Origin of the sequence: Actinoplanes sp. NBC_00393 (assembly GCF_036053395.1) — a bacterium.
Lineage (GTDB): Bacteria > Actinomycetota > Actinomycetes > Mycobacteriales > Micromonosporaceae > Actinoplanes.
Genome location: NZ_CP107942.1, coordinates 3,018,986 through 3,043,504, shown reverse-complemented (window position 1 = coordinate 3,043,504; position 24,519 = coordinate 3,018,986). Strand labels below are relative to the sequence as shown.

The window sequence follows — 24,519 nt, the reverse complement described above, 5'->3', positions numbered from 1 at the left end:
CTCAGCGCGGCCGCCGGGAAGAGTCCTCACGCCGGGTACCTGTCCGGCAGGGCGGTTGCTGTTTCCGCCGTGTCCGCTTTTTCCGGCCGGCGGCCGCTGGTTGCGCGTACGCGAAACGGGAGGTGCGGGTCGCAACCGTGAGGATCCCGGCTGCCGGGCTCGCGCACGGCCGGGGTTGGGGATCAGAATGGCTGGCCCGGCCCCCTGCCGGGCCGGATGAGCCACCTGGAGCGGGAGCCTTGACCGACGATCGTGAGCCGCTCCTGCCGGTGCAGCGGGCGCGGGAGGCGCCGGCCGGTGCGGACCCGGCGGAGGCGATGGCGCAGTGGGCGCTCGGGCACTGGTCGCTGCCGGACTTCCTGTTCCGCGGCCGGCTGCTCATCGTCGGCGGCCGGGGAGTGATGATCGCGGCCGGCGGGTCGGTCCGCGAACTCGAGCGCCGTTTCGAGGCGCTGCTGCTGTCGTCGCACCGGTTCGTCAACGAGCGCGGCCGGGCCTTGGAGATCGATCCGGGCGCCCTGGTGTGGTCCGGCCTGCTGATCGCCGACGACCTGCCGGCCGGCTTCGACCAGGCGCCCGCGACCGGGAACCTGCCGCTGCTCTACCTGCTGCGCAGCGACTGGGAGTTCCTGCTGCACGAGCTGCGCTCGGCCTCGGCAGTGGTGCGCTACCTGGACTGGTGCCGGGAGCCCGGGCCGGCGACCGACGTCTCCGCCCACCACGCGTGGCTGATGCTCGCCTCGTCACGGCATCCCCGGCAGCCGGCGGCCCCGGACGTCCCGCTGCCCCCGAAGCCGCTGCTGCGTGACGACCTGCCCGGTCATGCGGTGATCGGGCAGCTCCTGGAGTACGTGGCGACCGCGCCGCTGCCGGAGTCCCTCGGTGAGACGGTCCGGCACCGGCTGTTGTCGTTGGTGGACGAGTTCCCGGTGGAGGCGCGTGCCGAGCTGGGGCGCTGGGTGGCCGAGGCGGTGCGGTCGCCGGGGTCGCGGATGCGGACGTTCCGGTTCTCCGGCGGGACCCCGCAGTACGTCCTCGCGATGCTGCCTCAGCCAGGGGAGAGCCCGGCCTTCGACGATGCCGTGCAGGTGCGGCATCACCGGGGCCGGGAGGTGGCGGTGGAGCCGAGTTCGCTGGTGACGTTCGGGTTCGTGCTGGCGCTGGATGAGACCCGGTCCCTGGTGGTTGCTCAGTTCACGTGCGTGCAGGGGCCGGTCTCGTTGAATGCTGCGTCGCTGGCCGCGGCTGAAGAAGTCTGGCCCACTATTCATCCTAGGATGCCTTAGAGGTAGTGCGGCAAGCCGCACCCAGTCAAAACCCAAAGGACGGCTTCGCCGACACCCACGAATTCGATTTGTCCGGCATTCCCCGCGGGTCGCGGATCTTCTGCGCCGTGCTTGGCGGGGGTCTTCTGGCGTGCTGCGGCTCGGTGGTCGACCGGTCGGCAGCACTGCGACTCGAGCCGTGCACACGGGGTACCGCTGCCAGCCGACAGGGTCGCCTTGGAAAGCGGTCGGCTGTGCATTCCCGGCTGACGCCGAGCGTCGTTTCCCGCTCGCTGAAGCAGCGCTACAGGTCAGCCGAGGGGTTTCGGCTGACGCCCAGAGCTGCATCGACGGGGCGAAGCGGCTGGCTGACCCCCGTTTGCGCCTGGTGGAGGAGCGGTGGGTGACGCCGAGTTGGCAGTGTTCGAGGTGGGGTGCGGCGGCCGCATGCGGGCGGTGAGTTCGGCTGCGGCGCGTTTTTCGGCGTCGGCTCAGAGTTCGCGTTCGGCGCGCATCGCCTTCGCCAGCTCGTCGTGGGCGGATCTGGCGCGGGCTTCGGCGGCGAGACGGGCCTGTTCGCTGTGGTGGCGTTCGATGGCGAGGGCTGCGGTGCCGGCGAAGAGGCGGGCCAGGGCGAGGTCGGCGTCCTGGGGATGCGGGGCGAAGTCCGTGGCCGAGGTGGTGAAGAACGCGGGGTTCGCCGCTTCTACCCGGTGCTGCTCGCGGAGCTGGAGCGGCTCCCGGCCGGCGTGATCCCGGAGGCCGCCCGCGCCGAGGTCCGCCGGCTCGCGGCGATGGTGCAGGACGGCCAGCACCTGTGTCTGTGGTTCTGCGGTGACTGACCTGCGGCTACAGGATGAGGAAGTCGGGTGGGTCGTGGCGCAGGAAGTCGTGGTGGGAGATGTCCCAGCCGTAGGCGCCGGCGCGGGCGAAGACCAGCAGGTCGCCGACGCGTAGGTGGGTTACCGGGTGGCCGCGGGTGAGGACGTCGCGGGGGGTGCAGAGTTCGCCGACGGCGTCTACTTCGGCGTCGGTTACTGCGGGGCGGGGGTACGGGCGGTCCCAGGTGTCGACGGGCAGGACGGTGAAGGGGTGGCTGTAGCCCCAGGCGGCGGGGAGCCGGAAGTGGTGGGTGCCGCCGCGCAGGACGGCGAAGACGCGGCCGTGGGTGGTTTTCAGGTCGAGGACTTCGGCGGCGTACCAGCCGGCGTCGGCGGCCAGGTAGCGGCCGGGTTCGAGCAAAAGTTCGAGGCCGTCGGGGACGGTGACGGCGGCCAGCGGGGTGAGGTCGATGGAGTCGCCGGATTCGTAGTCGATGCCGAAGCCGCCGCCGGCGTTGATCACGCGCAGGCCGATGCCGTGTTTCTGGGCGGTGCCGATGGACCAGGTGATGGCGTCGGTGAGGAAGGCGGCGTGGGCGGCGCCGTCGAGGTTGTTGGAGACGGCGTGCAGGTGGAAGCCGATGACGTTCAGGCCGGGTGGGATGTCGGCGAGCAGGGCGGGTAGCTGGGTTTCGTCGACGCCGAACGGGGTGGCGATGCCGGTCATGGTGTGGCTGCCGGTCAGGCCGGTGCCGGTGCGGTTGACCCGGATGCAGATGTCGGTTTGCAGGCCGAGGCCGGCGAGGCGGTGCAGTTCGTGGGTGCTTTCGACGTTGAGCAGGGCGCCGGCGGTGACGGCGGCGGCGAGTTCGGCGTCGGTTTTGCCGGGGCCGGCGAAGGCGATGCGGCGGGCGCCGGCGTCGGTGGCGAGCCGGAGTTCGCCGAGGGAGGCGACTTCGAGTCCGTCGCATACCTGGGCGAGGGTGCGGACGACGTCGGGGTGACCGTTGGCTTTCACCGCGTACAGGAATCGGGTGTTGTCAGGAAGCGCGGCCCGCAGCGTGGCTGCACGGTCGCGCAGGGCCTGGGTGTCGTAGAGGTAGGCGCAGGCCGGTGCCGGCAGGCGCCGCAGCGCAGCGGTGACGTGGTTGGGGAGTTCAGCCATGGAGTGGGTTCTTGACCGGGATGTAGATGTCGCCCTGGCCGGCGAGGCGCATCCGGACGAGGGCTTTGTGGCCGATGGTCGGTGCGGTGAAGTAGGCGTGGTCTTCGGTGGAGAAGGTCTCGTCGTAGGTTTCGTCGACGATGTCGCGCACGATGCGCCAGGCGTGGTCCTCGGGCAGGCCGTGGGTTTCCGCCAGGCGGATGACGAGTTCGCCGAGGTGGGCCTGCAGGGCGGTGTAGCCGAGTTTGGCGCGCATCAGGTCGAGGTCGTCGGTGCCGACGACGCTGCCGGGCCACAGGTCGAGGGTGTGCCCGGCGGCGGCGAGGCGGCCGGGGTGCAGGCGCAGGCCGGCGAAGTCGCGCAGGGCGAGGCGGTGGGGCCGGCCGTCGCGGAAGGTGGGCAGGCAGTTCTGCAGGTGGGCTTCGAGGGCGACGCCGCGGGTGGCCAGGCGCAGCAGGGGTGGCAGCAGCAGGCGGGTGTACGCGGTGAGCCAGCCGGCGGCGCCGAGGCCGGAGGTGTCGACGAGCCCGGCGAGGACGGTGGTGCCGGTGGCCGGGTCGTGGGCGGGTAGGGCGCTGCCGGGTACGGCGTGTTCGCCGTCTTCGAGCAGTCCGGTGAGGCCGGTGCGGGTGATGGCGGACAGGTCGCGGCCGGTGCCGGCGGCGGGTACGGCGGCGCCGCCGGTTTCGGCCATCAGCAGCAGGCGGGGTTCGTCTTCGGCGAGGCGGTGCAGCAGGGCGGACAGGGCGGGTCCGTTGCGGGTGCTGGCGACGCTGATGCTGCGGCGGGTGGAGGTGACCTGGATGTCGAGGGACACCTTGAGGTAGGTGCCGGTGGCGGGCAGGTAGAGGGTGCGGATGGCGGCGGTGGGGATGGCGTCGAGGTGGCCGTCGAGGTGTTGCAGGGTGCCGTCGGCGAACAGTTCGGGGTAGCGGCTGGTGACGAGGTCGCGTTGCCAGGGGTGGACGGGCTGGGCGCGGTAGCCGGCCGGGGCGCCCGGGAAGCCGAGGTCGTCGCCGAGGTGGTGGTCGTCGCGGACGGCGAGGAAGCCGAGGCGGGTGTGGCCGGCTTCCAGGTCGTGGGCGAGCACGTCGAAGGTGTCCCAGCCGAGGCGGGTGCGGCCGCAGGGGTGCAGGTTGTGCCCGGCGACGGCGAGCCGTTCCAGCCGGATCGCATTCTCATCCGCGTTCTGGGACGTTTTGCCGGGTTTGAAGCGGGCCATGGCGATCGCCAGGTTCAGCACGGCGTTGCGGATCTCCCCGGCGAAGGTGCCGTTGTCGATGCCGGCGAGCAGGTCCACCGGGTCGTTGACCCCGGCCGTCGGATATTCCACCCGGTTGAACGCGTGCACCCGGCCCCGGGCGAACGCCGGGGTGAGCTCCTCACGGACCAGGGCGGCACGTAGCCGCCGGCCGACGGTGTCGGCAGCGTGCGGCAGGTTGGCGACGAAGCCGTGGACCAGGTCGGGGGCGTGGACGGCGAGAGCGGCTTCGACGTGGGCGGCGGCCGCGGCGAGCCGCCCGGTGCTGACACTGCGGATGATCATGTGGGGTCCTTCCGCGGGTGGCTCATGCCGCCATCGGGTTGGGCAGGTGGGTCCACTGGTCGGCGAGCGGGTCGGTGGCGAGCCGCATGGCGGTGGTGGCTTTGATCGGCAGGGGGTCGGTGAGCAGGGGCCCGGTGTCGTGCAGGGCTTCGGCGAGGATGCGCCACAGCTTGCCGGGTTCGGCGCCGCGGTGCCGGGCGAGCGCGGTGATCAGTTGCAGGGCGGTGGCGCCGAGGGCGGCGGCGGCGAGTTTGGTGCGCAGCTCGGCGGGGTCGTCGGTGGGCAGGTCGCCGATCAGGCCGAGGTCGCGGTGGCGGGTGGCGTCGACGCGTACGCCGCCGAGGTCGCGGTAGAGGGACCGGACCGGCCGGCCTTCGGCCAGCACGATCAGGGTGTTCTGGCCGTGCGCCTCCAGCGCGACGCCGCGGTCGAGCACGCGCGCCAGCGGCGCGAACAGCACAGAGCCGAGCAGACCCATGAAGGTGTACGGGTCATCGACCGTTTTCTGCAGCACCGGGGCGGTGGCGAGCACGCCGAGGGGGATGGCGGTCTCGCCGGGGCCGAGGCGGGGTGCCTGCCGGGTGAGGAACGCCAGGCGCCGGTCGGGTCCGTGCTCGGTGATCACCGCCCCGGCCGCGGTTTCGGTGAGCACATCCAGCGGCAGGTCGGCGGTCAGCCGGGTGAGCAGGGCGGAGAGGCGGGGGCCGTTGTGGACGGCGGCGGGGGAGACGGTGCGCACGGCGGAGGTCATCTGGATGTCGACGGCGGTTTTGATGTGCGGGCCGCCGCTGACGGGGGCGACGGTGCGCAGTGACATCAGGGGGCGTACCGGGCGGGTGACGCCGGCGCTGGTGAGCCACGGGTAGCGGGCTTGCAGGCGGGGCGCCTGCCACGGGTGGGCGTACAGGACGGGCTGGGCGGTGCCGTGCCACTTCTCGGCGGGGACCCGTAGCCGGCGCAGCCGGATGACCGGGCGGTGTTCGGGGGCGTAGGCGAGCACGTCGGCGACGCTCATGCCGGTGCGGGTGCGGCAGCAGGGGTGCAGCGGGTGCCCGTCGACGAGCATCTGTTCGATCTTGCCGAGGCTGTCGGGGTCGCCGGGCGCCGGCAGGTCCGGTGGGGTGGCGGCGGCGCGGGCCAGGGCCAGGTTGGCGACGCTCTCGGCGATCTCGTCGACGAGCTTGCTTGCCGGCCACAGCCGCGCAGTCAACGCGATCGGGTCCCCGGTTTCGGTTTCGTGCGCGAAGGGCTCCCCGGCGGTCGTGGGGAAGTCGACCGTTTCTCCGTTGCCGAACGCCACCGACGTCCGTCCAGCTTTTCGGGATTTGTCCGCTATTCCGGGCAGGGGTTCGCGTTCGAGTGCTCCGTAGAGCCGGGTCAGGACCGCTGACTGGGCGCCGGGCAGGGCGGCGTCGTAACGGGAGACCAGGTCGGGGCGCAGCACGACCAGCTCGGCGCGGGTCGCAGCGGGATCGGGCACGCCTTCATTGTCAGGGTGGGGGTGCGCAGTGTCTGTGCGGGGCGTTACGGGGCGAGCGAGACCACAGCGGCGTTACGGCGTGTCGTACTTGGCGAGTTCCCGGCGGGCGATGCCCACCGATTTGCGGACCAGCGGGGCCGGGTCCTTGGCCAGCAGGTCGGCGAGTTTGCGGGCATCGTCGTACTGGTGGTTCCAGATCAGGAAGAACGTGGCGGTGATGGCGGTGCGCCGGCGCCACTGATCCGCCGACGCGGCCAGCTCGTAGAGCGGCTCGCGGGACTTGTCGAGCAGGTACCAGCCGACGACGCGGGGTGCGGCCCGGTCGACCAGGTCCCAGTTGTCGATGCGGTCGTGGTTGTCCATGTACACCCGGTACAGCGCGTGGCGTTGCTCGTCGCTGGTGTTCACCGGGCGGGCCTTGAAGTCCAGGATGCTGACCGCGCCCATCCGGGCCTCGTAGTACGGGTTCTGCAGGAGCTGTTCGACCTGGTCCAGGGGCATGCGCTGGGAGGCCTTCGCGGTGGCGAACAGGGTCTTCATGCGCACCCCGATGACCAGGGTCTCGGGGCCGGTGTGCAGGTAGCGCTGCTTCTTGGCGCGTTCGGTTTCGTCGGCTTCGGCGTGCAGGGCGTCGAGGAAGGCGGCCGCGGTCAGCTCCATCGCCAGCATGTTAGCCGTTTCCCCCGGGCGGCTAATCCGATAAATTCTCGTATCTCATTGAGCTGCAAGAGGGGTGTGTGAGCCGTGGACGCGGACGTCATCGTCGTGGGTGCCGGGCTGGCCGGACTGGCCGCCGCGCACGAGCTCACCGCCGCCGGCAAGAAGGTGGCGCTGCTCGACCAGGAGAACGCCAACAACCTGGGCGGGCAGGCGTGGTGGTCGTTCGGCGGGCTGTTCTTCGTCAACAGCCCGGAGCAGCGGCGCGCCCGCATCACCGACAGCGTCGAACTGGCCTGGTCGGACTGGCAGAACAGCGCCGGCTTCGACCGGGTCGCCGACGAGGACTCGCACGCGGTCAAGTGGGCGCGGGCGTACGTGGAGTTCGCCGCCGGGGAGAAGCGGGCCTGGCTGTCGTCGCTGGGGATGAGCTGGGTGACGTTCGCCGGCTGGGCCGAACGCGGTGACCTGCGCGCCGGCGGGCACGGCAACTCGGTGCCGCGCTTCCACATCACCTGGGGGACCGGCACCGGGGTGGTCGAGCCGTTCGCGAACTCGGCCCTGGCCGCCCGCGCTGCGAAGCTGCTGACCTTCCACCACCGGCACCGGGTCGACGAGCTGATCGTCGAAGCGGGTGCGGTGGTCGGCGTACGCGGAACCCTGCTCGCCCCCGACGACGCGGCCCGCGGCGTGCCGTCGAACCGGACCCCGTCCGGCGAGTTCGAGCTGCGCGCCCAGGCCGTCGTCGTCACGACCGGCGGGATCGGCGCCAACCACGACCTGGTCCGCGAGTTCTGGCCGCAGCGGCTCGGCACCGCCCCGCAGAACATGGTGACCGGGGTGCCCGCGTACGTGGACGGCCGGATGCTCGGCATCGCCGAGAACGCCGGGGTGCGGCTGGTCAACCGGGACCGGATGTGGCACTACGTGGAAGGCGTGCACAACTGGAACCCGGTGTGGCCCGGCCACGGCATCCGGATCCTGTCCGCGCCGTCGCCGATGTGGTTCGACGCGCTGGGCCGCCGGCTGCCGGCGCCGTACTTCCCCAGCTACGACACCCTCGGCACGCTGCAGTACCTGCGCACCACCCCGGAGATCGCCGGCTACGACCACTCCTGGTTCCTGCTCACCCAGCGCATGATCGAGAAGGAGTTCGCGCTGTCCGGCTCCGAGCAGAACCCGGACCTGACCGCCAAGGACAAGCGGGCGTTCATCAAGGAGCGGCTGTTCGGCAAGGGCGCGCCGGCCCCGGTCGAGGCGTTCAAGCAGCACGGCGCGGACTTCGTCGTCGCCGACACCCTGGAAGACCTGGTCGTGGCGATGAACAAGCTGACCGACACGCCGCTGCTGGACGCGGCCACCGTCCGGGCCCAGGTCGAGGCGCGCGACCGGCAGATCGCCAACAAGGTCACCAAGGACGCGCAGATCCAGGGCATCCACAACTCGCGGCGCTACATCGGGGACAAGATCGGGCGTACGTCGGTGCCGCACCGCATCCTCGACAAGGCGGCCGGCCCGCTGATCGGGGTGAAGCTGCACGTGCTCACCCGCAAAACCCTCGGCGGCATCCAGACCGACCTCGACTCGCGGGCGCTGAACCTGGCCGGCGAGCCGATCCCCGGCCTGTACGCGGCCGGCGAGGTAGCCGGCTTCGGCGGCGGTGGCGTGCACGGCTACAACGCCCTGGAGGGCACCTTCCTCGGCGGCTGCCTGTTCTCCGGCCGCGCCGCCGGCCGGCACGCCGCCCGCACCCTGTGACACGCACCGATCAGTGATGAGGTGAGGCCGGGCGGCGGCGTAGCACAATCGGCCGCGCCCGTGGTTCGGACGGGGAAGGTGCCATGCCGCGCAAGAAGATGTGGGTCACGTACGAGGACGACGCGGAACTGTCGAAATCGCACAAGCGGCCGGGCAGTTTCAGCCCGCTGACCCGTGAGGACGGCACCAACAAGCTGGGGCATGTCACCCTCGACCCGATCGACGAGGACGAGGAGGACGACGAGCCGTCGGTCTCATACGTCTTTCACACCCACACCTATGAGCACGCGGACACGTCGTCCCCGCAGAAACGCGCCGAACGCGACGACGACACGGATCTCGTGGAACTGGTGGTACTGGGAGTCGCCGCGCTGGCAGTGAACGCTGCTCCCGCGGTACGAAAGACGGTGCAGTGGTGGAGGAATCGGCGTCAGCCGCGGGTTGCATTGACGCCGGGGGACATGGCACGGGAGGTTTCCGAGGCGCTGAGCTTCTTCCAGATCGGCGGAAGCCGCATCGAGGCCCGCGACCGGGATCGTCGAGGCCCTGACCGCGCATTTGCGAGGTTCTGAGCCGCTCACACAGCAGCAGCTCGGGGAGGGTGTCCGGCTGGCGCTGGAGGCGAGCCCGTCATTGCGGGACGAGGCCGCGCTGACCGATCTGCGGAAGATCCTGGAGAACTGATCATTCGGTCGCCGCGGCATAGCGGTTCCACTCGAGCCTGCTGGCCCGCAGGGTCCATCTCTGCTGCCGCACGCTGCGGGGATGTCGTAGTTGCCGCGAAGGGTGGGAGCGGGTCAGCCTGCGCGCTGACACGGGGTGAGGGCGAGCAGCCAGCCGGCCGCGACGGCGTCGATCTCGTAGGGGATGCCGTCGACTTTCATGGCGGCCTCGGCCGCGGTGCCGGCCCGAACAGCTGCGTCTGGCGGCGCGGGTCGGCGATTTCGCCGGCCGCCGTTCGGACACGGCGTTCCACCAGGACATCACCCGCGAACTCGCCGGCTTCCTGACGCCGCTCACCCCGGCAGCACGCACGGGATTCCGTGAATCCGCCATCGCGATCACGCAGGCCGCCGGCCACACCGGACCATGGGGATCCTGCCGAACCTGCTAACCGCAGATAACGGCTCAAAATCACCGCCGCGCCGGGCGACGTCGGCGATGCCGTCAGTATCTGCGCCGCCCGGGCCGGGTATCGACCCGGGCAGTCCCATGACCGGCGATTCAGAGGTCGCAGTGGCGTCGCGGGTCCTCGGCCTCGGCGCACAGGATCCGGTGGGCGCCGTCGCTGAGCCAGAAGGTTGCTCCGCCATGGTCGACGATCCGCATCTTGGCTGCACCGCGGGGCAGGACGGGTTCGATGACGTCACCTGTCTCAAGATCGAAGAGGCGTTGTTTGCCCTTCCACTCGCCGGCCGTGAACACGGGTGTGAGCAGCACGTAGCGACCCGAGGAGGTGACCTTGCCGGTGATGCCGTGCTTGCCCGGCTGACGTCTCCATCCCGACTGCTGGTAGAGCGGTGCGGTCACCGTTCCGTCCGTCGTGACCCGGGTGATGGTGAAGAAGTCGGCCCCGTACCTACGCACGCTCGAAGCGTCCGAGCCTTCCACGCAGACCAGCAGGCTGTCGCCGTCGCCGACCGCATCACCGACGATGCAGCCGTCGATCGACGGCGTGTCGGGGCTCTCGTTCAGCTCGTCGTCGCCGAATCGGTCGACCGGGAACTCGTCCGGGCCGAGAGTCCTGATCCGTGTCCAGGACGCAGCCGTCTCGCCGATGCGCAGGAATGCGAGATATCGCGGGTTGCCGACGGTGATCGGTTCATCGAGCACGACCACGTGTTGCGCCGCAAACGTGCCTCGGCTCGCGTGGGCGGTCACCCGTGGTCGCTGCCCGTGTTTGGCGAAACGATCCAAAACCTCGCCGCCGACGATCGCGATCTCACGCCGCACCCGAAGATCGGTTCCGTACACCCACAGTGTGCTGGCGTCGGCTATCACGCCCAGAGCGCCGTTTTCGAGCAGCACCGGCGCCGGCGCGTCATAGGCCGCGTCGAACGGTTCACCCAACTCGTCGAGCAGCACCGTCTGAACCACCTGAGCGGCGATGGACACCAGCGCGTACCGAGCGCCGCCGTCCCACCACACGACCGCGTAGAACACCCCGGCACCGGATACCAGACACGACCCCGCGTGTACCGGACCGTCCGCCTGGTCCGGCAGCCGGAACTCGGCCCTAGTCGCCAGCCTCACGGAGCATCCTTCCCTCACCGCACCGATCGCGCTGACCGGCCAGCGGGCCGGGCAGGCCAGACGATAACAAGATCGGCGTGACTCATCCGATGGCGGGTTCTTCCCCCTCGGCGAACCGCGCCCGGATCTGCCAGCTGGCCCGTCGCGCAGGCGGCCGGCGTCAGCGAGTGCTGGGTGAACCTGAACCTGGTGCAGACGCGGACCTTCTCCGGCGGCGCGGTCGTGACCCGGCACGAGGCTGCCGGCTTCAGCTGCGGGCGGCGCGGCGCCGGGCGGTCTGCCGGCCGATCTTGGCTTCGGTGCCGCAGTCCTGCATGCGGCACCAGCGGCGGCTGCCGTTCTTGCTGGTGTCCACGAACAGTCCGTCACAGCCGCCGGTGGAGGCGCACACTTTGACCCGGGGGAGTGGGCCGGTGGTGAGCAGGTCGACCGCGGAGACGGCGGCGGGCCACCAGGCGCGGTCCAGGTGGTCGGTGTCGAGCGCCCAGGAGAAGCCGGGGCCGTCGGGGGTCAGGGTGGCGTGGGACATCGCCGCGGCGTACGCCTGCTGGATGAGCGCGAGGTCCCCGGGCTGCGGCGGCGCGTCGCCGGAGCAGGCGCGGAAGATCGCCTCGCGCAGCCGCAGCGCGGCGGTGTAGGAGGCGGCGGCGTCGGCGGGGCGGGCCTCGGCGAGGCCGGTGAGCCAGTGGGCGGCGGCGGTGTCGAGCAGGCCGGCGTACGCGGCCCAGCGCACCAGGTCGCGGTAGTCGTGCAGGTGATCCTCGGGCTGTGGCGTCGGCCGCCCGTCGACGGTGTTCGCGAAGTCCAGGCAGGTCAGACCGCCGTAGAGCGGAGGAAAACCCATTTGCTTCCACCAAACTGCGTTTAGGGGGTTGCGGCAGCGGGGAGCTACCGGTGTAATGACTTTAACCGGAAGCATAGGGAGTGATCAATCATGATCGAGCTCATCCTGCCGCTGGTCCGCCCGGCCGCCACCCGGATCAGCCACTCCGCCCTGCCGGACGCGCCGGTGGTGCCCGAGGCGCCGCCCGGACGGCTGCGCCTCGGTGCGGCCGGGCTGTTGCGGCGCACCGCCACCCGGCTCGACCACGACCAGCAGCAGCGGCCCGCGCGGCCGGCACCGGTATGAGAACGCCACCGGCGCCGCCCAGGCATGGACGGCGCCGGTGGACAGAGCTCAGCCCAGCACGATCGGGTCGAAGATCTTCGAGAAGTCCTGCTGCTCCTCGGCGGTGTCGAACCCGACGTAGTAGTGCAGCTTGGCGTAATCCGCCTCGCTCGGGAAGATCAGCGAGCTGGCCGCGATCTGCTCGAGCTCAGCTCGGTCGTCACCGGACAGCGCGGCCGCGTCCTTGCGGATCTGGGCCTGCGCGGCCGGCACCGGGCACACGTAGTTGATGTACTCGGCCAGCGACGCCGCGTTCTCCACCTCGTAGAAGAAGTCGATCAGCGCGATCGCGTCGACCGGGTTCGCCGCGGTCACCGGGATGGCGAAGTTGTCGGTCCAGATCGTGCCGCCCTCCTCGGGGATCACGAACTTGAGGTTCGTGCCGTCGGACAGGTTCTTCTGGAAGATGTCACCCGACCAGGCCTGGGTGATCCACACTTCGCCCTTGCCGAGCGCGTCGACGTAGTCCTGCTCGTAGTAGTTGCGCACGATGCCGGCGTCCTTCTGCTGCTGCAGCTTGGCGGCGGCCTTCTTCCACTCGACCTCGGTGGAGTCACCCGGCGTGAGCCCGGCGGCCAGCAGACCGAAGTTGGCGAGCTCGGTGACGTCGGACATCATGCCGACGCGGCCCTGGAACGCCGGGTCCCACAGGTCGGCCAGCTTGGTGATCGGCCGGCCGGTCTTGGACTCGTCGTAGGCGATGCCGGTGATCCCGGACGCCCACGGCACGCTGAACACGTTGCCCCGGTCGAAGCTCTCCTGCGCGTACTTGGGCGCCGCGTTCTTGGCGTAGTTCGGCAGCCGGGTGTGGTCCAGCGGGGCGAGGAACCCGGCCGCCCGGAACTGGCCGAACTGGATCCCGTTGGTGATCACCATGAGGTCGAAGCCGATCGACTGCTTCGCCGACAGCTGCGGCTGCACCTTGGCGAACCAGGGGCCCATCTCCTGGATGACCTCCTGGTAGTTCACCTTGATGCCGGTCTTCTCGGTGAACTTCTTCAGTTCCGGCATCGCGGGATCCATGTACAGCGGCCAGTTCGCGAAGTCGACCTTGCCGGTGCTGGCCTTGCCCTCCCAGAACGTGGCGATCGTGCTGGTGTCCACGCTCGCCGCCGGGGTGCCCTTGCCCTGCACGCCGCACGCGGCCAGGGCGGGGCCCAGCGCGGCCAGTCCACCGAGGCGCAGCATGTCGCGGCGGCCGAGCCGCCGCTGCGTCAGGCCGCGCCGGAGGGTGGGGTCGGTGGCGTTGCGGTGGAACATCGGACTCCGATCAGGTACGGGTTGGCGCCGGGCTGAAGGCACATCCCACCCCCAGCATGATCAACCGTAGGGCGGGCGCCACGCTGGTGAATCCCCGATCGGGCCGCAGCTCCGGGCGAACCTCCAAGATCATCTGGCCGGGCCGCGTGCCCGGCTGGAACCTTCGGCGATCCGCCACAGCCAACAAGTCGATCTTGGGTGGCGCTCGTCATAGCGGCAGGGTCCGCTCGGTGAGCAGCTTCCCCGCCGGCGCGGCCCGGGTCCGGGACACGGGCGCCCGCTGCGGCAGTCGGCTGATGACCCCCACCCGCAGGCCGGCCGGTCCAGCTCGCCGGGGTTGCACCGGCTGATCCTCGGCGACAGCTTGGATCACCTGAACCCGACTGACGAGGACGCCGGGCTGCACCCGGTCTCGCCTCGACCGTGCTGCCCACCACGGGCCCGCCCGCCCGGCCGCCTGCTGGTGTGCCGCGCGCAGGTAGCCGTGGCCCACCCCGAGGGCCGCGCTGCGCCGGGGCCCACTCCAGGATCGGCCCGGCGGCCGCATTCGGGGTTGGGACCGACCCGTGGATAAGCCCGGCGGCCGCGCCAACGGCCGCAACCCCGTGGATGGCCGCGCGGCGCGCCGGGGACGGCGGCAGATTCGGCGGGACGGGCGACGCCCGTACCCCTCACAGCAGTGTGCTCTCCAAAGCCGGATCCAAGCCGGCGGCTGCACGGTCAGCGCGCCGCGGTGCCTCGCCGGGCAAGGCCGTCAGCCAGGCCCAGGTGTCGGCGATGGTGTCGCGGACCGGGCGGCAGTGCAGGCCCGCGGCCAGAGCCTTGCTGACGTCGCCGCGGTGCATGAATTCGTGGTCGACGCTGCCCGGCGGCAGCCAGATCGGCAGCTGGGTCCACGGTTCGATGCCGGCGTCCAGGATCGGCTGCGGGTCGGTCCAGCGCAGCTCGGCGTGGCCGCCGGTGATCTCGTTGGCGGTGTCGAGCAGTTCGCCCATGGTGGTGTGGCCGGGTTCGCTGACCACGTTGAACGCGCCGGAGTGCCCGGCGGCGGCGGCGTCCAGGACGAAGGTGGCCAGGTCGCGGGCGTCGATGTACTGCAGGGGCAGCTCGCGCGGGCCCGGAGCGAGTGTCGGGCCGCCGCGGTGCAGGCGGTTGAGCCACCAGGGCAGGCGGCCGACGTCCTCGTGCGGGCCGAGGATCAGGCCGGCGCGGGCCAGCAGCAGCGGGCCGGTGAAAGCGGCGGCGGCGTGTTCACCGCGCAGTTTGTCGCCCGCGTAGCCGGGATCGTCGAGGTCAGCGAGCGGCGAGTCCTCGGCGAGCGGGGCGGCGCCGCCGTAGCGGTACACCGAGCGGCTGGAGAGGTAGGTGAAATGCCCGGCCCGGCCGGACAGCAGCTGCGCGGCGTCGGCGACCGGTACGGCGTCCGCCGACCAGGTGTCGACGACGGCGTCCCAGGTCTCGGCGGTGTCGAGAGCGGCCAGCCCGCCCGGGGTGAGCCGGTCGCCGAGCAGGACGCGGGCGCCGGGCACCGGGTCGCGGCGGCCGCGGTTGAACACGGTGACGGTGTGGCCGCGGGTGATGGCCTCGGCTGCCACGGCCCGGCCGACGAAGCCGCTGCCGCCGAGAATCAGAGTGCGCATGCCGCCCAGCCTGCCCGCGCCGCTGCCGGCTACCAAGGATGCTCTGCCGTCAGCAGAGCCACGCCGCGGTGACCGCGATGCGGCGCTGCCAATGCTCTACGGTGGCCGCGTCGGCGGCGAACACGCCGGCGATGGCGTGGCATGTGCGCAGCATGGCGGCGTGCCGGGCGGTCCAGGCCGGCCGGTCGCCGTAGCCGTCGAACAGCGCGTCCAACGCTTGCGCCGCGTCCGGGTGGTGGTAGCGGACGATCCACTCGCACCAGGCGAGGTCCTCGACCGGCTCGCCGGGGTGCGCCCACTCCCAGTCCAGAATCGCGGCCGGGTCGAACAGCATGTTGTTCGGCCCGTAGTCGCCGTGCACCAGCACCGTGCCCGCCGCGGCCTGCGGGAACACGGCGCGCACGTCGACGGCCTGCAACTCGCGCAGCAGCTCGCCGCAGCGGCGCAGCACGGTCTCCGCGTGGCCGGCGGCGATCAGGTCCTGGCCGTGCGTGCCCGGCAGGTGCGCCATGATCAGGGCGCCGTCGGGTGCGGCCAGCAGCGCCGGCACCGGCAGCAGCCCGGCGAGCGCGGTCAGGGCGGCGCGTTCGGTGGCCCGGCGCCCGTCGGCGTCCGGGCCCTGGAAGCGTTTGACGACGGTGGCGCCGTCGCCGCGGGTGTCATGGCTGTACCCGTGCGCGAGCCGCTCCGAATTCTCTGACACAGGTCAGAGAATAGGCCTAGCATCGTCGTCATGGCCGTCGACGAGATCGAACGGGTTCGCGACTTCAACCGCTACTACACCCAGCGCCTCGGCATCCTCACCGACCGGTACCTGGGGCAGGACCGGCCGCTCGGGCAGGCCCGGCTGCTGTTCGAGATCGGCGCCGGCTGCGACGTGCGGGAGCTGCGGGAGCGCCTCGGGCTGGACTCGGGCTATCTGAGCCGGCTGCTGCGCGCCCTCGCCGATCAGCGGCTGGTCACGGTCCGTGCGCATCCCGGTGACGGGCGGGTGCGCATCGCCGAGCTCACCGATGCCGGCCAAGCGGAGCGTGCCGAGCTGGAGCGCCGCTCGCGTGCCGGGATCGCTGAGCTGCTGGGGGCGCTCACCGACGGCCAGCGTGCGCAGCTGCTCGACGCGCAGGGCCGGATCCGGCGGCTGCTGCGCAGCGCCGCCGTCACGATCGAGCAGGCCGCCGCCGGCGATGCGACGGTCCAGGACTGCCTGCAGCGGTACGCGGCGGAGCTCGCGAACCGCTTCCCGGAGGGCTACGACCCGGCCACCCTGACCCCGCCCGACCGGGTCGACGGGACGGTGCTGCTGGCCCGCGAGGACGGCCGGGCCGCCGGCTGCGGCCTGTGGGTGCACCTCGCCGCCGGCGCCGCCGAGATCCGCCACCTGTGGATCGCCGAGCCGGCGCGGGGTCTCGGGCTGGGCCGGCGGCTGCTGTCCGCCCTGGAGGCCGACGCCGCCGCGCACGGGATCGGCACGGTCCGGCTGGGCACCCACTCGGCGCTGACCGAGGCGATCGGGCTGTACCGGGCGGCCGGCTACACGCCGATCGACGACTACAGCGGGTCGGTCTACAACCAGCTGGCCTTCGAGAAACGCCTGAATCGGCCGCCGCGGTCGCGCTGAGGGGCACACCCGAGTCAGATGCCGCCGCGGTGCGCGCGCATCTCGCCGAACCGCTCACCCCCGACGAGTTGCAGACCCTGCACAAGCTGGCCGCCCGGATCAGCCCGTGACATGAACCAGCCCGGTGCCGCTCAGACTTGCCGGTCCAGGCTTGCCGGGACGGTTAGTGCCTGTCGGCGCCGTTCCGGCTATCGGCGCCGTTCCGGCCTGCGGGGTCGTTCAGGCTTGCCGGGGCCGGACGCGGGACATGTCCGCCGGGCGGCTGCGGTCCACGAAGCGCGGCGTCTGCATCTCGCCGGCGCGCAGCGGAGTCAGCGCCGCGTCGATGCCCTCCATGATCAGACGGGTGGCCTGCATGGCCCGCGCCCCTGCCGACCCGGACACCCCGGACAGGTCCACCTCGACGCCGAAGTTGACCTGCACCACCGGGCGGCGCAGCAACGCGCGCAGCAGGGGTCGGGCCATCCGTTTCGGCGCCTCGTACGGCAGCACGGCGTGCGCGCCCCACTGCGCGACCGGCACCACCGGGGCGCCGGAGATGTCGGCCATCCGGGCCACCCCGGTCTTGCCGCGTTCCGGCCACATCCACGGGTCCAGGCCGATGCGGCCTTCCGGGTAGACCAGCACCATCGCGTTCTCGGTCAGCGCCTTACCCGCGGTCTCCAGCGCGTTCGCCGCGTGCACGGTGTTGCGGTCCACCCGGAGGTGCCCGCACCGGCGCATGATCCAGCCCAGCACGGGCGCGTCGAACACCCCGCCGGTCGCCATGATCCGCGGGGTGAGCCCGGCCTTGTGGCTGGCGGCGACCATGACCAGCGGGTCGAACGGGCTGACGTGGTTGGCGGCCAGGATCACCGGCCCGCCGGCCAGGTCGGCGGGCACGGTGCCGGTCACCCGCAGCCGGCACAGCGGGAACACGACAACCCGGGACGCGGCGAGCAGGATCCGCCACAGCAGCGGGGCCCGCCAGGAAGAGTTCTCCATGAGGCGCACATGATGCCACGCGCCCGCCCGCCGCCGACGCCGACCGCCGATCCCGGCACAGGGCTACGGCCCGCCCGGCGGCGATCAGCGTCCCCCGGGCGGCCGGCCCGGATCAGCGATCACGGGGCGGTCAGCGGCAGCGGCACGGCAGGCCGGTGATCAGCGCGCCGGCGACGACCGCGTGCAGCAGGGACAGGCCGAACACCGCCCCGGCGTCCACGCCGCCCAGTGTGCCGAGCAGGGACACCAGGAACACGGCTACTGCCACGATCCGCCAGATCCGGACGGCCCGGCTGGTGAAGCGTTCCAGGACCGCCAGCAATGCCCAGCCGGCCAGGGCGGCCACCGCGGCGGTCACCGCGACCGCGGCCGGGCCGACGGTGACGTCCCCGGCGGTCAGGTCGATGCCGGCGCCGTAGCGCAGCACCAGGTAGGCCGCCTCGGTGGCGGCGACGGTCAGCGCGACGGTCCGCAGCCGGTACCGGTTGATCCGCGGCGCGCTCTGCTTGTCGAGAGTCAGGTTCTCAGTCATGCCACCAGCGTCGGGGCCAGGCCCGGTCACGCACATCGATCCACCGGCAGCCGCGGCTACGACTTTGGTCGGTGGCCCGGCCGCCGGGGCGCAACTAGCCTGATCAGCATGGGGACAGCGACGTGCGACCGGCGGCCGGCCGCCACCCGTACGGTGATCATCTGGTCGACCCTGGCGGTCGGCGTGCTGATCGCCTCGGCCGTGTACAGCGCGGTGCGCTGGGAGCCGTCCGCGCTGCTCGGGCTGGACATCGCCGTGGCCGTGCTGGCCTGCGCGCTGGTGCCGGTGGCGATCCTGCGCCCGGTCACCGGCGGTCTGCTGCTCAGCGCCCTGGCCGCGCTGTCGCACGTGGTCACCCCGGCGGCCACGTTCGCCGCGCTCAACACCGCCCGGCAACGGCCGCTGCGGCAGGCCGCGCTGGTCAGCGCCGCCGGGATCGCCGGGCACGCGGTTCTCGGCTGGTGGCGGCCACCGGGCGGGCTGTCGTACCAATGGTGGCTGCTGCTGGTCGTCGTCGCGTACGCGGCGCTGCTCGGCTGGGGCACCTGGGCGCGGGCCCGCGAAGCCCTGCTCACCTCGCTGCGGGAGCGGGCCGAACGCGCCGAGGCCGAACAGCATCGCCGCGTCGCCGAGGCCCGCCTGGCCGAACGCACCCGGATGGCCCGCGAGATGCACGACGTGCTCGCGCACCGGCTGTCGCTGCTGGCCGTCTACGCGGGCGCGCTGGAGTACCGGCCGGACGCGCCGCCGCAGAAACTCACCGAGGCGGCCGGGGTGATCCGCGCCGGCGTGCACCAGGCCCTCGACGAACTCCGCGAGGTGATCACCGTGCTGCGCCAGGACCCGGACGACGAGAGCGACGGCCCGCCCGCACCCGGGCTCGACGACGTGCCCCGGCTGGTCGGGGAGACCCGCGACGCCGGGCTCAGCGTCGGCTTCGACGACCGGATCGGGTTGCCCGCGCCGGTGCCGGCGGTGACCGGGCGTACCGCGTACCGCATCGTGCAGGAGGCCCTCACCAACGCGCGCAAGCATGCCGCCGGGCGCCCGGTGCGCATCGTCGTCGACGGCAACGCCGGCGGCACCCTGCGCGTCGACGTGCGCAACCCCCTCGCGGTGGCCGCGCCGGGCCTGCCGGGCGCCGGCCTGGGACTGCTCGGCCTGGCCGAGCGGGTCACGCTCGCCGGCGGCGAGCTGCGGCACAGTGCCGAAGGCGGAGAGTTCCATCTGTACGCGGAACTGCCGTGGCGCAGCTGAGCGAGGTGCGGGTCGTCATCGTCGACGACGACCCGCTGGTCCGCGCCGGGCTGACCATGATGCTCGACGGCGCCGACGGCATCGTCGTGGTCGCCGCGGTCGCCGACGGTGACGAGGTCCCGGCCGCACTCGACGAGCATCACGTCGACGTGGTGCTGATGGACATCCGGATGCCGCGCGTCAACGGGATCACCGCCACCCGGCGGACCCGGGCCCGGCCCCGACCACCCGAGGTGATCATGCTGACCACGTTCGACACCGACGAGCACGTGGTGCGGGCTCTGCGGGCCGGCGCCGGCGGGTTCCTGCTCAAGGACACCCCACCGGACCGGATCGCCGCCGCCATCCGCTCGGTCGCCGCCGGTGAGCCGATCCTGTCACCAGCGGTCACCCGGCGGCTGATGCTCAAGGTCGCGTCCGGCGCCGACACCTCCGAGCAGGCCCGCTCCGCTCTGGCCGCGCTCAGCCCCCGCGAACGCGAGGTGGCGCTCGCGCTGGCCCGCGGCAACACCAACGCGCAGATCGCCGACGCGCTGGCGATGAGCGTGGCCACGGTGAAGGCGCACATCACCCACATCTTCACCAAACTCGACCTGAACAACCGGACCCAGGTGGCGATGCTCGCCCACGATGCGGGGCTGCTGTGATCACGTGCGTGGTGCACTACACGATCGACCCGGCCCGCATCGAAGCGTTCGAGCGCTTCGCCCGCGAATGGATGCGCCTGGTCGCGGCGCACGGCGGCCTCCACCACGGCTACTTCCTGCCCGCCGAAGGGGCCAGCGACAAGGCGGAGGCGCTGTTCAGCTTCGACAGCCTTGCCGCGTACGAGCAGTACCGCACCCGGTTCGGCGTGGACCCTGAGTTCATCGCCGCCGACCGGATCCGCGACGAGTCCGGGTGCGTGCTGCGGTACGAGCGCACCTTCATGCGGCCGCTGCTGCCCGACGCCTGACGGCCCTGCCCGCCGGTTCTTGCCAGCCCCCGCCGGCTCTTGCTGGCTCGCTCGGCCGCTGCTGCCTGGCTCCTCACGGCCCTGCCCGCCGGCTCGCTGCTGGCTTCTGCCGGCCGCGCTCGCTGCGCCGCCGGCGCGGGTGAGTTCAGCCACCAGCCGGGCCGGGTGCCCAGTAAGTGGCTAGGCTGGGAAGCGGCGCCCCGAACCGGTGGCGGCCCCGGACGAGTTGCGCGTCGTACCCGGCCTGACAAGACGACCGCCGCGAGGTGAGTTGTCATGGCCTGGCTTGCTCTGATCATTTCCGGCCTGCTCGAGACCGTGTGGGCGATCGCCCTGGACCGCAGCGCCGGCTTCAGCCGCCCCCTGCCGACCGCCGTGTTCGGTGTCGCCCTGGTGCTCAGCATGGCCGGGCTCGGCTACGCGCTGCGCACCGTCCCGGTCGGCACCGGCTACGCCGTGTGGGTGGGCATCGGCGCTGTCGGCACCGCCGTCGTCGGGATGGTCGCCCTCGGCGAACCGGCCAGCCTGCCCCGCATCCTCTGCCTACTGCTGGTGATCTGCGGAATCGTCGGCCTCAAGTATTTCCACTGAGATCCGCCGGCCATCGCTTCCGGACGCGTCCGAGCCGGCAGCGACGGACTGTGGAAGGGCGGCGCCTGCTTCCCGGCCGGCTACTTCGACCACCCTGACCAGCCGCCGGGTCAGCCGTGGACCGCCACCAGGCACAGCCCGCAGACGCTGCTGATCCTCGGCCTGGACCCGGCCCCCGCGCAGGCCTGCCGGATCATCGCCCTGGTCGCCGAGAACGGCCGCTGGGAACACACGAGGGCCAGCGCTACGTCGACGGCGAGGTCGAGCCGTGCATCAACGGGCGCACCATCGAGACCGGCGCCTACTTCGGTGTCGACGTAGCGCCGCTGCACGAGCGCGTCGTGTCCGAACAGGCCGCCGACAGCTCACCCGCGCTCACCGAGGCCCGCCACAGCGGCGAGCCGTACCTGCTGTCACGCGCCCTGATGCGCCGGCTCAGCACCGGCGAGCTGGTCGATCCCGCCTACCTGGACCGCGCCTTCCCCTACTACTGGCACTACGACGTGCTGCGCGCCCTGGACTACTTCCGGCGAACCGGCGCCGCCCCGGACCCGCAGCTGGCCGCCGACCTGGTCCGCAGAAGCAGCAGCCCGACGGGCGGTGGCTGCTCGACCTCACTCACCCCGGCCGCGTCCATCTCACCATCGAACACGTCGGCGAGCCGAGCCGATGGAACACCCTGCGCGTCCTCACCTGGTGGGACAGCCGCCCGCCGTCATGAGGGCTGCAGCAACGCCAGCGACCCCGCGTCCAGCGCGTCACTGACCCGGCCGACAGCCGCCCGCAGCTGAGCCCCGTACTCGTCGTCGGGCAAGGCATCCAGATGCTGCACGGCCTGCGCCACATGCTCGCGGGCCGGGCCGGGCTCGCCGTTACGCCGATACGCATCCGCCAGGTTCAGGTGCAGCGACGGCAGGAACCCGCGCACCTGCAGCGAGTCGTGGAACCGCTGGGCCCGCTCGTCGCTGAGGTCGCTCACCGCCGCCAGGGCCCGCTGATCCCACGCCAGCTCGTCGGCCACCGCATCCTGCAGGTCGGCACAGAAATGCGCGATGCTGCACCGGTGAAGAGCGTCCCCGTCGTCGCCGACGCGCGCCCACAGCGCCTCCAGAGCAACCCGGGCACCCACCCGGTCACCGGCACGGCCCTGCTCCACGGCCTGCCCCATCTCCGCCAACACGTTGTCGATCTCCGTCATGCCGCCAGCCTGGACCCTCGACCAGGCTGAGGGTCAAGCCGGCAGCATCCGGGGCCTCACTGCGCTGCCGGCCCGGCCTCACCCAACTCGGCCAGCCGCGCCTCGATCTCGGCCAGCTCGGCGCGCAACCGCTGCGCCTGCTGCTGCGCCTCGGCCCGCTCCGCCGCCAGGATCTGCTCGACCGCCTCCTGCACGCCGGGCACGTCGACCAGCTGCACCATCCGCAGCGCCTCCGCGGGACGGATCACGTAGGGCCGGGCGAGAGCCTTGGCGCCCTGCTGCGCCGCGACCGTCCACTCACCCTCCCCATAGGCCAGGGTGACCGTGAGCGTCGGCCCCGGCTTGCTCTTCGCGGGTCGCGCCGCCTTACGCGCAGCCGTCACATCATTTCCTTCCTTGACCGCCACTGCCGGCTTGGCCGCAGCCGCCGGCTTGGCGCCACCATCCTCACCCGCGCGCTGGGCGGGCGCCGCAGCGGGCCGCGCCGGCAACGGCTTGTCGATCAGGAACTCGGGTCCGGACAGCACCGGCTCCGGCGCCGGAGCCGCAGGTGGCACCGCTTTGCGGGCCGCCGCTCCCTTGGGCGCGATCCGCAGATCGGTGGGGGAGAAGGGCAACTCGTCACGCCCGAACTTCACCACCACCCACTCGTCGGACTCGGCCGGGTCGGTCAACTGCACGACCTGCCCGATCTGCCCGGCGATCTGCCCCGCCGCCTCGGTGAACTGCACCCGCGGCTTACGCCCGGCCGCCACCTGATCCCGGATCTGCTCCAACTCCTGCGCGCTCAGCCCACGGGCATCCACGCCTGCCGCCGTCATCCCCACCACAACCTTCGAACGTTTGTATGAGAGCCCTTTTCTACCAGCCCCCACCGACAAGAACCGGCAAGCCGCGCCGAAACGATCACCGCCCGAACGGCGAACGCCCCGTCACGCAGTACTCGCGCCCGGCCGGATCCCGCAGCGTCGTCCAGTCCCCGGGTACCCGGCGCACCACCTGCGCGCCCAGCGCCACATGCCGCGCCGCCTCGGCATCCACGTCACCGCACGCGAAATCCAGGTGCACCCCGGCAGCAGAGCCGCCGACCCGCTGCAGCAGCAGCCGCACCGGCATCGGCCCCGCCGGCTGCAGGAACGAGAACTCCGGCAGATCCGAGGCCCGCCGCTGCCAGCCGGTCACCGCCGCCCAGAACGCCACCTCCCGCTCGTACAGCGCTACCGGAATGTCCAGAGCCAGTTGGTCGACGACGCTGCCGAAGGCGCCGACCGCCGGAACCGACTGCTCACCCTCCCCGTCGACCAGGCAGAACGCGATTCCCGCCGGGGAGCGCAGCACCACCAGACCGGGCTCGGAGAAGGTCACCTGCGCGCCCAGGCCGGTCACCTCGGCAGCCGCTGACGCCGCATCGTCCACGTGCAGGTCCAGATGTGCGCGCGCGGGGGGATCACCGACCACCTGGACCCGCAGATAGGCGTCCCCGTCAGCCGGCAGCAGCGTGGCGAACGCGCCGCCCGGACCGCGCCGCGGCGACAAGGAGGACCCGGTCACGGCCAGCCAGAACGGCTCGGCGTCACGTGACGGCGTGTCCAGGAACCCGGTCACCCAGCGCACGATCATGCCGGCACCCGCCCGGTCCGCAACGCATACGCCACATCAGGCCGCCCGCAACCCTCGGCCAGCACCGCCGCGTCCTCCCACGGGTACTCCACCGACCGCAACGACACCTCCCAGCGCCCCGACGCGTCGTCCACCAGCGCATACCGGGCGTGCGGCGAACCCGCCTCCATCCGATGCGGATGCGGCTCGTCATCGACGTACGCCGGCCAGCCGACACTGCCCGGATTCACCACCAGCACCCCACCGGGCAGCCGCATGGTCCCTGGCAGATGGGTGTGCCCGCACAGCAGCAGCCGGTACCCGGGCACATCCCCGAGACGCCGCACCACTTCGTCCTCGGTGGCCTCCCGGGCACCCGACGCGTCGACCGTGTGCAGCAGATACTGCAGATCGTCGGTCGGCGTGCCGTGAAACGCCAGCACCCCGGGCGCCGGCGACAGCGTCACGGGCAGCGACGCCAGCCAGTCCCGGTGCCCGGCGGTGAGCACCTCGCTGGTGAGCCGGTCCGCCCTGCCCATCTTCTCCGGCGCGAACTTCAGCAGCTGCCGTTCGTGATTGCCGCGCACCGTGGCCAGCCCCGCCGCGATCAGCCGGTCCGCGGTTTGCGCCGGCTGCACGTACCCCGAAAGCAGATCACCCAGATTGACCGTCACATCGGCGCCCTCGGCGCTGATAGCCGCAAGCACTGCCTGCAAAGCAGGCAGATTGCCATGGATGTCGGAGATCACCGCGATGCGCATCCGGCCATCCT

The 24,519-nt window shown here is 72.0% G+C and carries 26 protein-coding genes and 1 riboswitch; of the genes, 11 read left to right on the top strand and 15 right to left on the bottom strand.

Going from position 1 to position 24,519, the window contains the following annotated elements; translation table 11 throughout:
- The first annotated feature begins 239 nt into the window (after positions 1–239).
- Entirely contained in the window at positions 240–1,286 is a 1,047-nt protein-coding gene (locus OHA21_RS14240) for a hypothetical protein (RefSeq protein ID WP_328474090.1), read from the top strand.
- A 413-nt stretch (positions 1,287–1,699) separates the two neighbouring features.
- Positions 1,700–2,107: a hypothetical protein gene (locus OHA21_RS14235; protein WP_328474088.1), complete on the top strand. Its 408-nt coding sequence runs from the start codon at positions 1,700–1,702 to the stop codon at positions 2,105–2,107.
- Positions 2,108–2,114: 7 nt separating this feature from the next.
- Here OHA21_RS14235 and OHA21_RS14230 read toward each other — a convergent pair whose 3' ends face one another.
- From OHA21_RS14230 to OHA21_RS14215, 4 genes are all read right to left on the bottom strand, one after another.
- Complete coding sequence (locus OHA21_RS14230) at positions 2,115–3,251, bottom strand: alanine racemase (protein WP_328474086.1); 1,137 nt, start codon at positions 3,249–3,251, stop codon at positions 2,115–2,117.
- Positions 3,244–4,797: an IucA/IucC family protein gene (locus tag OHA21_RS14225; protein ID WP_328474085.1), complete on the bottom strand. Its 1,554-nt coding sequence runs from the start codon at positions 4,795–4,797 to the stop codon at positions 3,244–3,246. Before OHA21_RS14225 ends, OHA21_RS14230 begins: the two co-directional genes overlap by 8 nt.
- A 22-nt stretch (positions 4,798–4,819) precedes the next feature.
- The gene (locus OHA21_RS14220; RefSeq protein WP_328474084.1) at positions 4,820–6,277 is read right to left on the bottom strand and encodes an IucA/IucC family siderophore biosynthesis protein; all 1,458 of its coding nucleotides are present in this window, start codon (positions 6,275–6,277) and stop codon (positions 4,820–4,822) included.
- Between the two features lie 72 nt (positions 6,278–6,349).
- Positions 6,350–6,937, bottom strand: coding sequence for a DNA alkylation repair protein (locus tag OHA21_RS14215; protein ID WP_328474083.1), 588 nt, complete (start codon positions 6,935–6,937; stop codon positions 6,350–6,352).
- An 84-nt stretch (positions 6,938–7,021) separates the two neighbouring features.
- Between OHA21_RS14215 and OHA21_RS14210 the strand changes: the two genes are divergently transcribed.
- Together OHA21_RS14210 and OHA21_RS14205 are read left to right on the top strand one after the other, a co-directional pair.
- Positions 7,022–8,692: an FAD-binding dehydrogenase gene (locus OHA21_RS14210; RefSeq protein ID WP_328474081.1), complete on the top strand. Its 1,671-nt coding sequence runs from the start codon at positions 7,022–7,024 to the stop codon at positions 8,690–8,692.
- 83 nt (positions 8,693–8,775) lie between these two features.
- The gene (locus OHA21_RS14205; protein WP_328474079.1) at positions 8,776–9,264 is read left to right on the top strand and encodes a hypothetical protein; all 489 of its coding nucleotides are present in this window, start codon (positions 8,776–8,778) and stop codon (positions 9,262–9,264) included.
- Between the two features lie 652 nt (positions 9,265–9,916).
- Here the strand turns inward: OHA21_RS14205 and OHA21_RS14200 are convergent.
- Positions 9,917–10,945 carry a hypothetical protein gene (locus tag OHA21_RS14200; RefSeq protein ID WP_328474078.1) on the bottom strand — a complete coding sequence of 343 codons (1,029 nt, stop codon included), beginning with the start codon at positions 10,943–10,945 and terminating at the stop codon, positions 9,917–9,919.
- Positions 10,946–11,192: 247 nt separating this feature from the next.
- Complete coding sequence (locus OHA21_RS14195; protein ID WP_328474077.1) at positions 11,193–11,789, bottom strand: CGNR zinc finger domain-containing protein; 597 nt, start codon at positions 11,787–11,789, stop codon at positions 11,193–11,195.
- Between the two features lie 90 nt (positions 11,790–11,879).
- Here OHA21_RS14195 and OHA21_RS14190 point away from each other — a divergent pair, with 90 nt between their 5' ends.
- Positions 11,880–12,074 (top strand): hypothetical protein, encoded by a 195-nt coding sequence (locus tag OHA21_RS14190; protein WP_328474076.1) that lies wholly within the window; start codon positions 11,880–11,882, stop codon positions 12,072–12,074.
- Positions 12,075–12,122: 48 nt separating this feature from the next.
- Here OHA21_RS14190 and OHA21_RS14185 read toward each other — a convergent pair whose 3' ends face one another.
- The 3 genes from OHA21_RS14185 to OHA21_RS14175 all read right to left on the bottom strand — a co-directional run bounded on the left by OHA21_RS14185 (position 12,123) and on the right by OHA21_RS14175 (position 15,716).
- Positions 12,123–13,373 (bottom strand): polyamine ABC transporter substrate-binding protein, encoded by a 1,251-nt coding sequence (locus tag OHA21_RS14185; protein ID WP_328474075.1) that lies wholly within the window; start codon positions 13,371–13,373, stop codon positions 12,123–12,125.
- Positions 13,374–14,044: 671 nt separating this feature from the next.
- A complete protein-coding gene (locus tag OHA21_RS14180; RefSeq protein ID WP_328474073.1) occupies positions 14,045–15,013 on the bottom strand; it encodes an NAD-dependent epimerase/dehydratase family protein in 969 nt (322 codons plus the stop codon).
- A gap of 49 nt (positions 15,014–15,062) precedes the next feature.
- Positions 15,063–15,716, bottom strand: coding sequence for an aminoglycoside phosphotransferase family protein (locus OHA21_RS14175; RefSeq protein WP_328474071.1), 654 nt, complete (start codon positions 15,714–15,716; stop codon positions 15,063–15,065).
- Between the two features lie 30 nt (positions 15,717–15,746).
- Here OHA21_RS14175 and OHA21_RS14170 point away from each other — a divergent pair, with 30 nt between their 5' ends.
- A complete protein-coding gene (locus tag OHA21_RS14170) occupies positions 15,747–16,631 on the top strand; it encodes a MarR family winged helix-turn-helix transcriptional regulator (protein WP_328474069.1) in 885 nt (294 codons plus the stop codon).
- Between the two features lie 219 nt (positions 16,632–16,850).
- On the opposite strand, the gene OHA21_RS14165 is transcribed toward OHA21_RS14170, so the two are convergent.
- On the bottom strand, positions 16,851–17,615 hold the full coding sequence (locus OHA21_RS14165; protein ID WP_328474067.1) for a lysophospholipid acyltransferase family protein: 765 nt from the start codon (positions 17,613–17,615) through the stop codon (positions 16,851–16,853).
- A gap of 130 nt (positions 17,616–17,745) precedes the next feature.
- The gene (locus OHA21_RS14160; RefSeq protein WP_328474065.1) at positions 17,746–18,147 is read right to left on the bottom strand and encodes a DUF6069 family protein; all 402 of its coding nucleotides are present in this window, start codon (positions 18,145–18,147) and stop codon (positions 17,746–17,748) included.
- A 108-nt stretch (positions 18,148–18,255) separates the two neighbouring features.
- Here OHA21_RS14160 and OHA21_RS14155 point away from each other — a divergent pair, with 108 nt between their 5' ends.
- From OHA21_RS14155 to OHA21_RS14135, 5 genes are all read left to right on the top strand, one after another.
- Positions 18,256–19,404 (top strand): sensor histidine kinase, encoded by a 1,149-nt coding sequence (locus tag OHA21_RS14155; RefSeq protein WP_328474063.1) that lies wholly within the window; start codon positions 18,256–18,258, stop codon positions 19,402–19,404.
- Positions 19,401–20,051, top strand: coding sequence for a response regulator (locus OHA21_RS14150; RefSeq protein WP_442875164.1), 651 nt, complete (start codon positions 19,401–19,403; stop codon positions 20,049–20,051). Before OHA21_RS14155 ends, OHA21_RS14150 begins: the two co-directional genes overlap by 4 nt.
- An 8-nt stretch (positions 20,052–20,059) precedes the next feature.
- A complete protein-coding gene (locus tag OHA21_RS14145; RefSeq protein ID WP_328474059.1) occupies positions 20,060–20,359 on the top strand; it encodes an NIPSNAP family protein in 300 nt (99 codons plus the stop codon).
- A gap of 192 nt (positions 20,360–20,551) precedes the next feature.
- A riboswitch (guanidine-III (ykkC-III) riboswitch) is annotated at positions 20,552–20,622 on the top strand.
- 13 nt (positions 20,623–20,635) lie between these two features.
- Entirely contained in the window at positions 20,636–20,950 is a 315-nt protein-coding gene (locus OHA21_RS14140; RefSeq protein WP_328474057.1) for a DMT family transporter, read from the top strand.
- Between the two features lie 116 nt (positions 20,951–21,066).
- A complete protein-coding gene (locus tag OHA21_RS14135) occupies positions 21,067–21,741 on the top strand; it encodes a hypothetical protein (RefSeq protein ID WP_328474055.1) in 675 nt (224 codons plus the stop codon).
- Here OHA21_RS14135 and OHA21_RS14130 read toward each other — a convergent pair.
- The 4 genes from OHA21_RS14130 to OHA21_RS14115 all read right to left on the bottom strand — a co-directional run bounded on the left by OHA21_RS14130 (position 21,666) and on the right by OHA21_RS14115 (position 24,508).
- Positions 21,666–22,148 (bottom strand): hypothetical protein, encoded by a 483-nt coding sequence (locus tag OHA21_RS14130; protein WP_328474053.1) that lies wholly within the window; start codon positions 22,146–22,148, stop codon positions 21,666–21,668. The two genes, OHA21_RS14135 and OHA21_RS14130, sit on opposite strands and share 76 nt — an antisense overlap.
- A 56-nt stretch (positions 22,149–22,204) precedes the next feature.
- Positions 22,205–22,969, bottom strand: a complete 765-nt coding sequence (locus OHA21_RS14125; protein WP_328474051.1) for a hypothetical protein — start codon at positions 22,967–22,969, stop codon at positions 22,205–22,207.
- A gap of 85 nt (positions 22,970–23,054) precedes the next feature.
- Positions 23,055–23,768: a VOC family protein gene (locus OHA21_RS14120; RefSeq protein WP_328474049.1), complete on the bottom strand. Its 714-nt coding sequence runs from the start codon at positions 23,766–23,768 to the stop codon at positions 23,055–23,057.
- Positions 23,765–24,508 (bottom strand): metallophosphoesterase family protein, encoded by a 744-nt coding sequence (locus OHA21_RS14115; RefSeq protein ID WP_328474047.1) that lies wholly within the window; start codon positions 24,506–24,508, stop codon positions 23,765–23,767. The genes OHA21_RS14120 and OHA21_RS14115 overlap by 4 nt, the downstream gene beginning before the upstream one ends.
- Positions 24,509–24,519 lie beyond the last annotated feature (11 nt).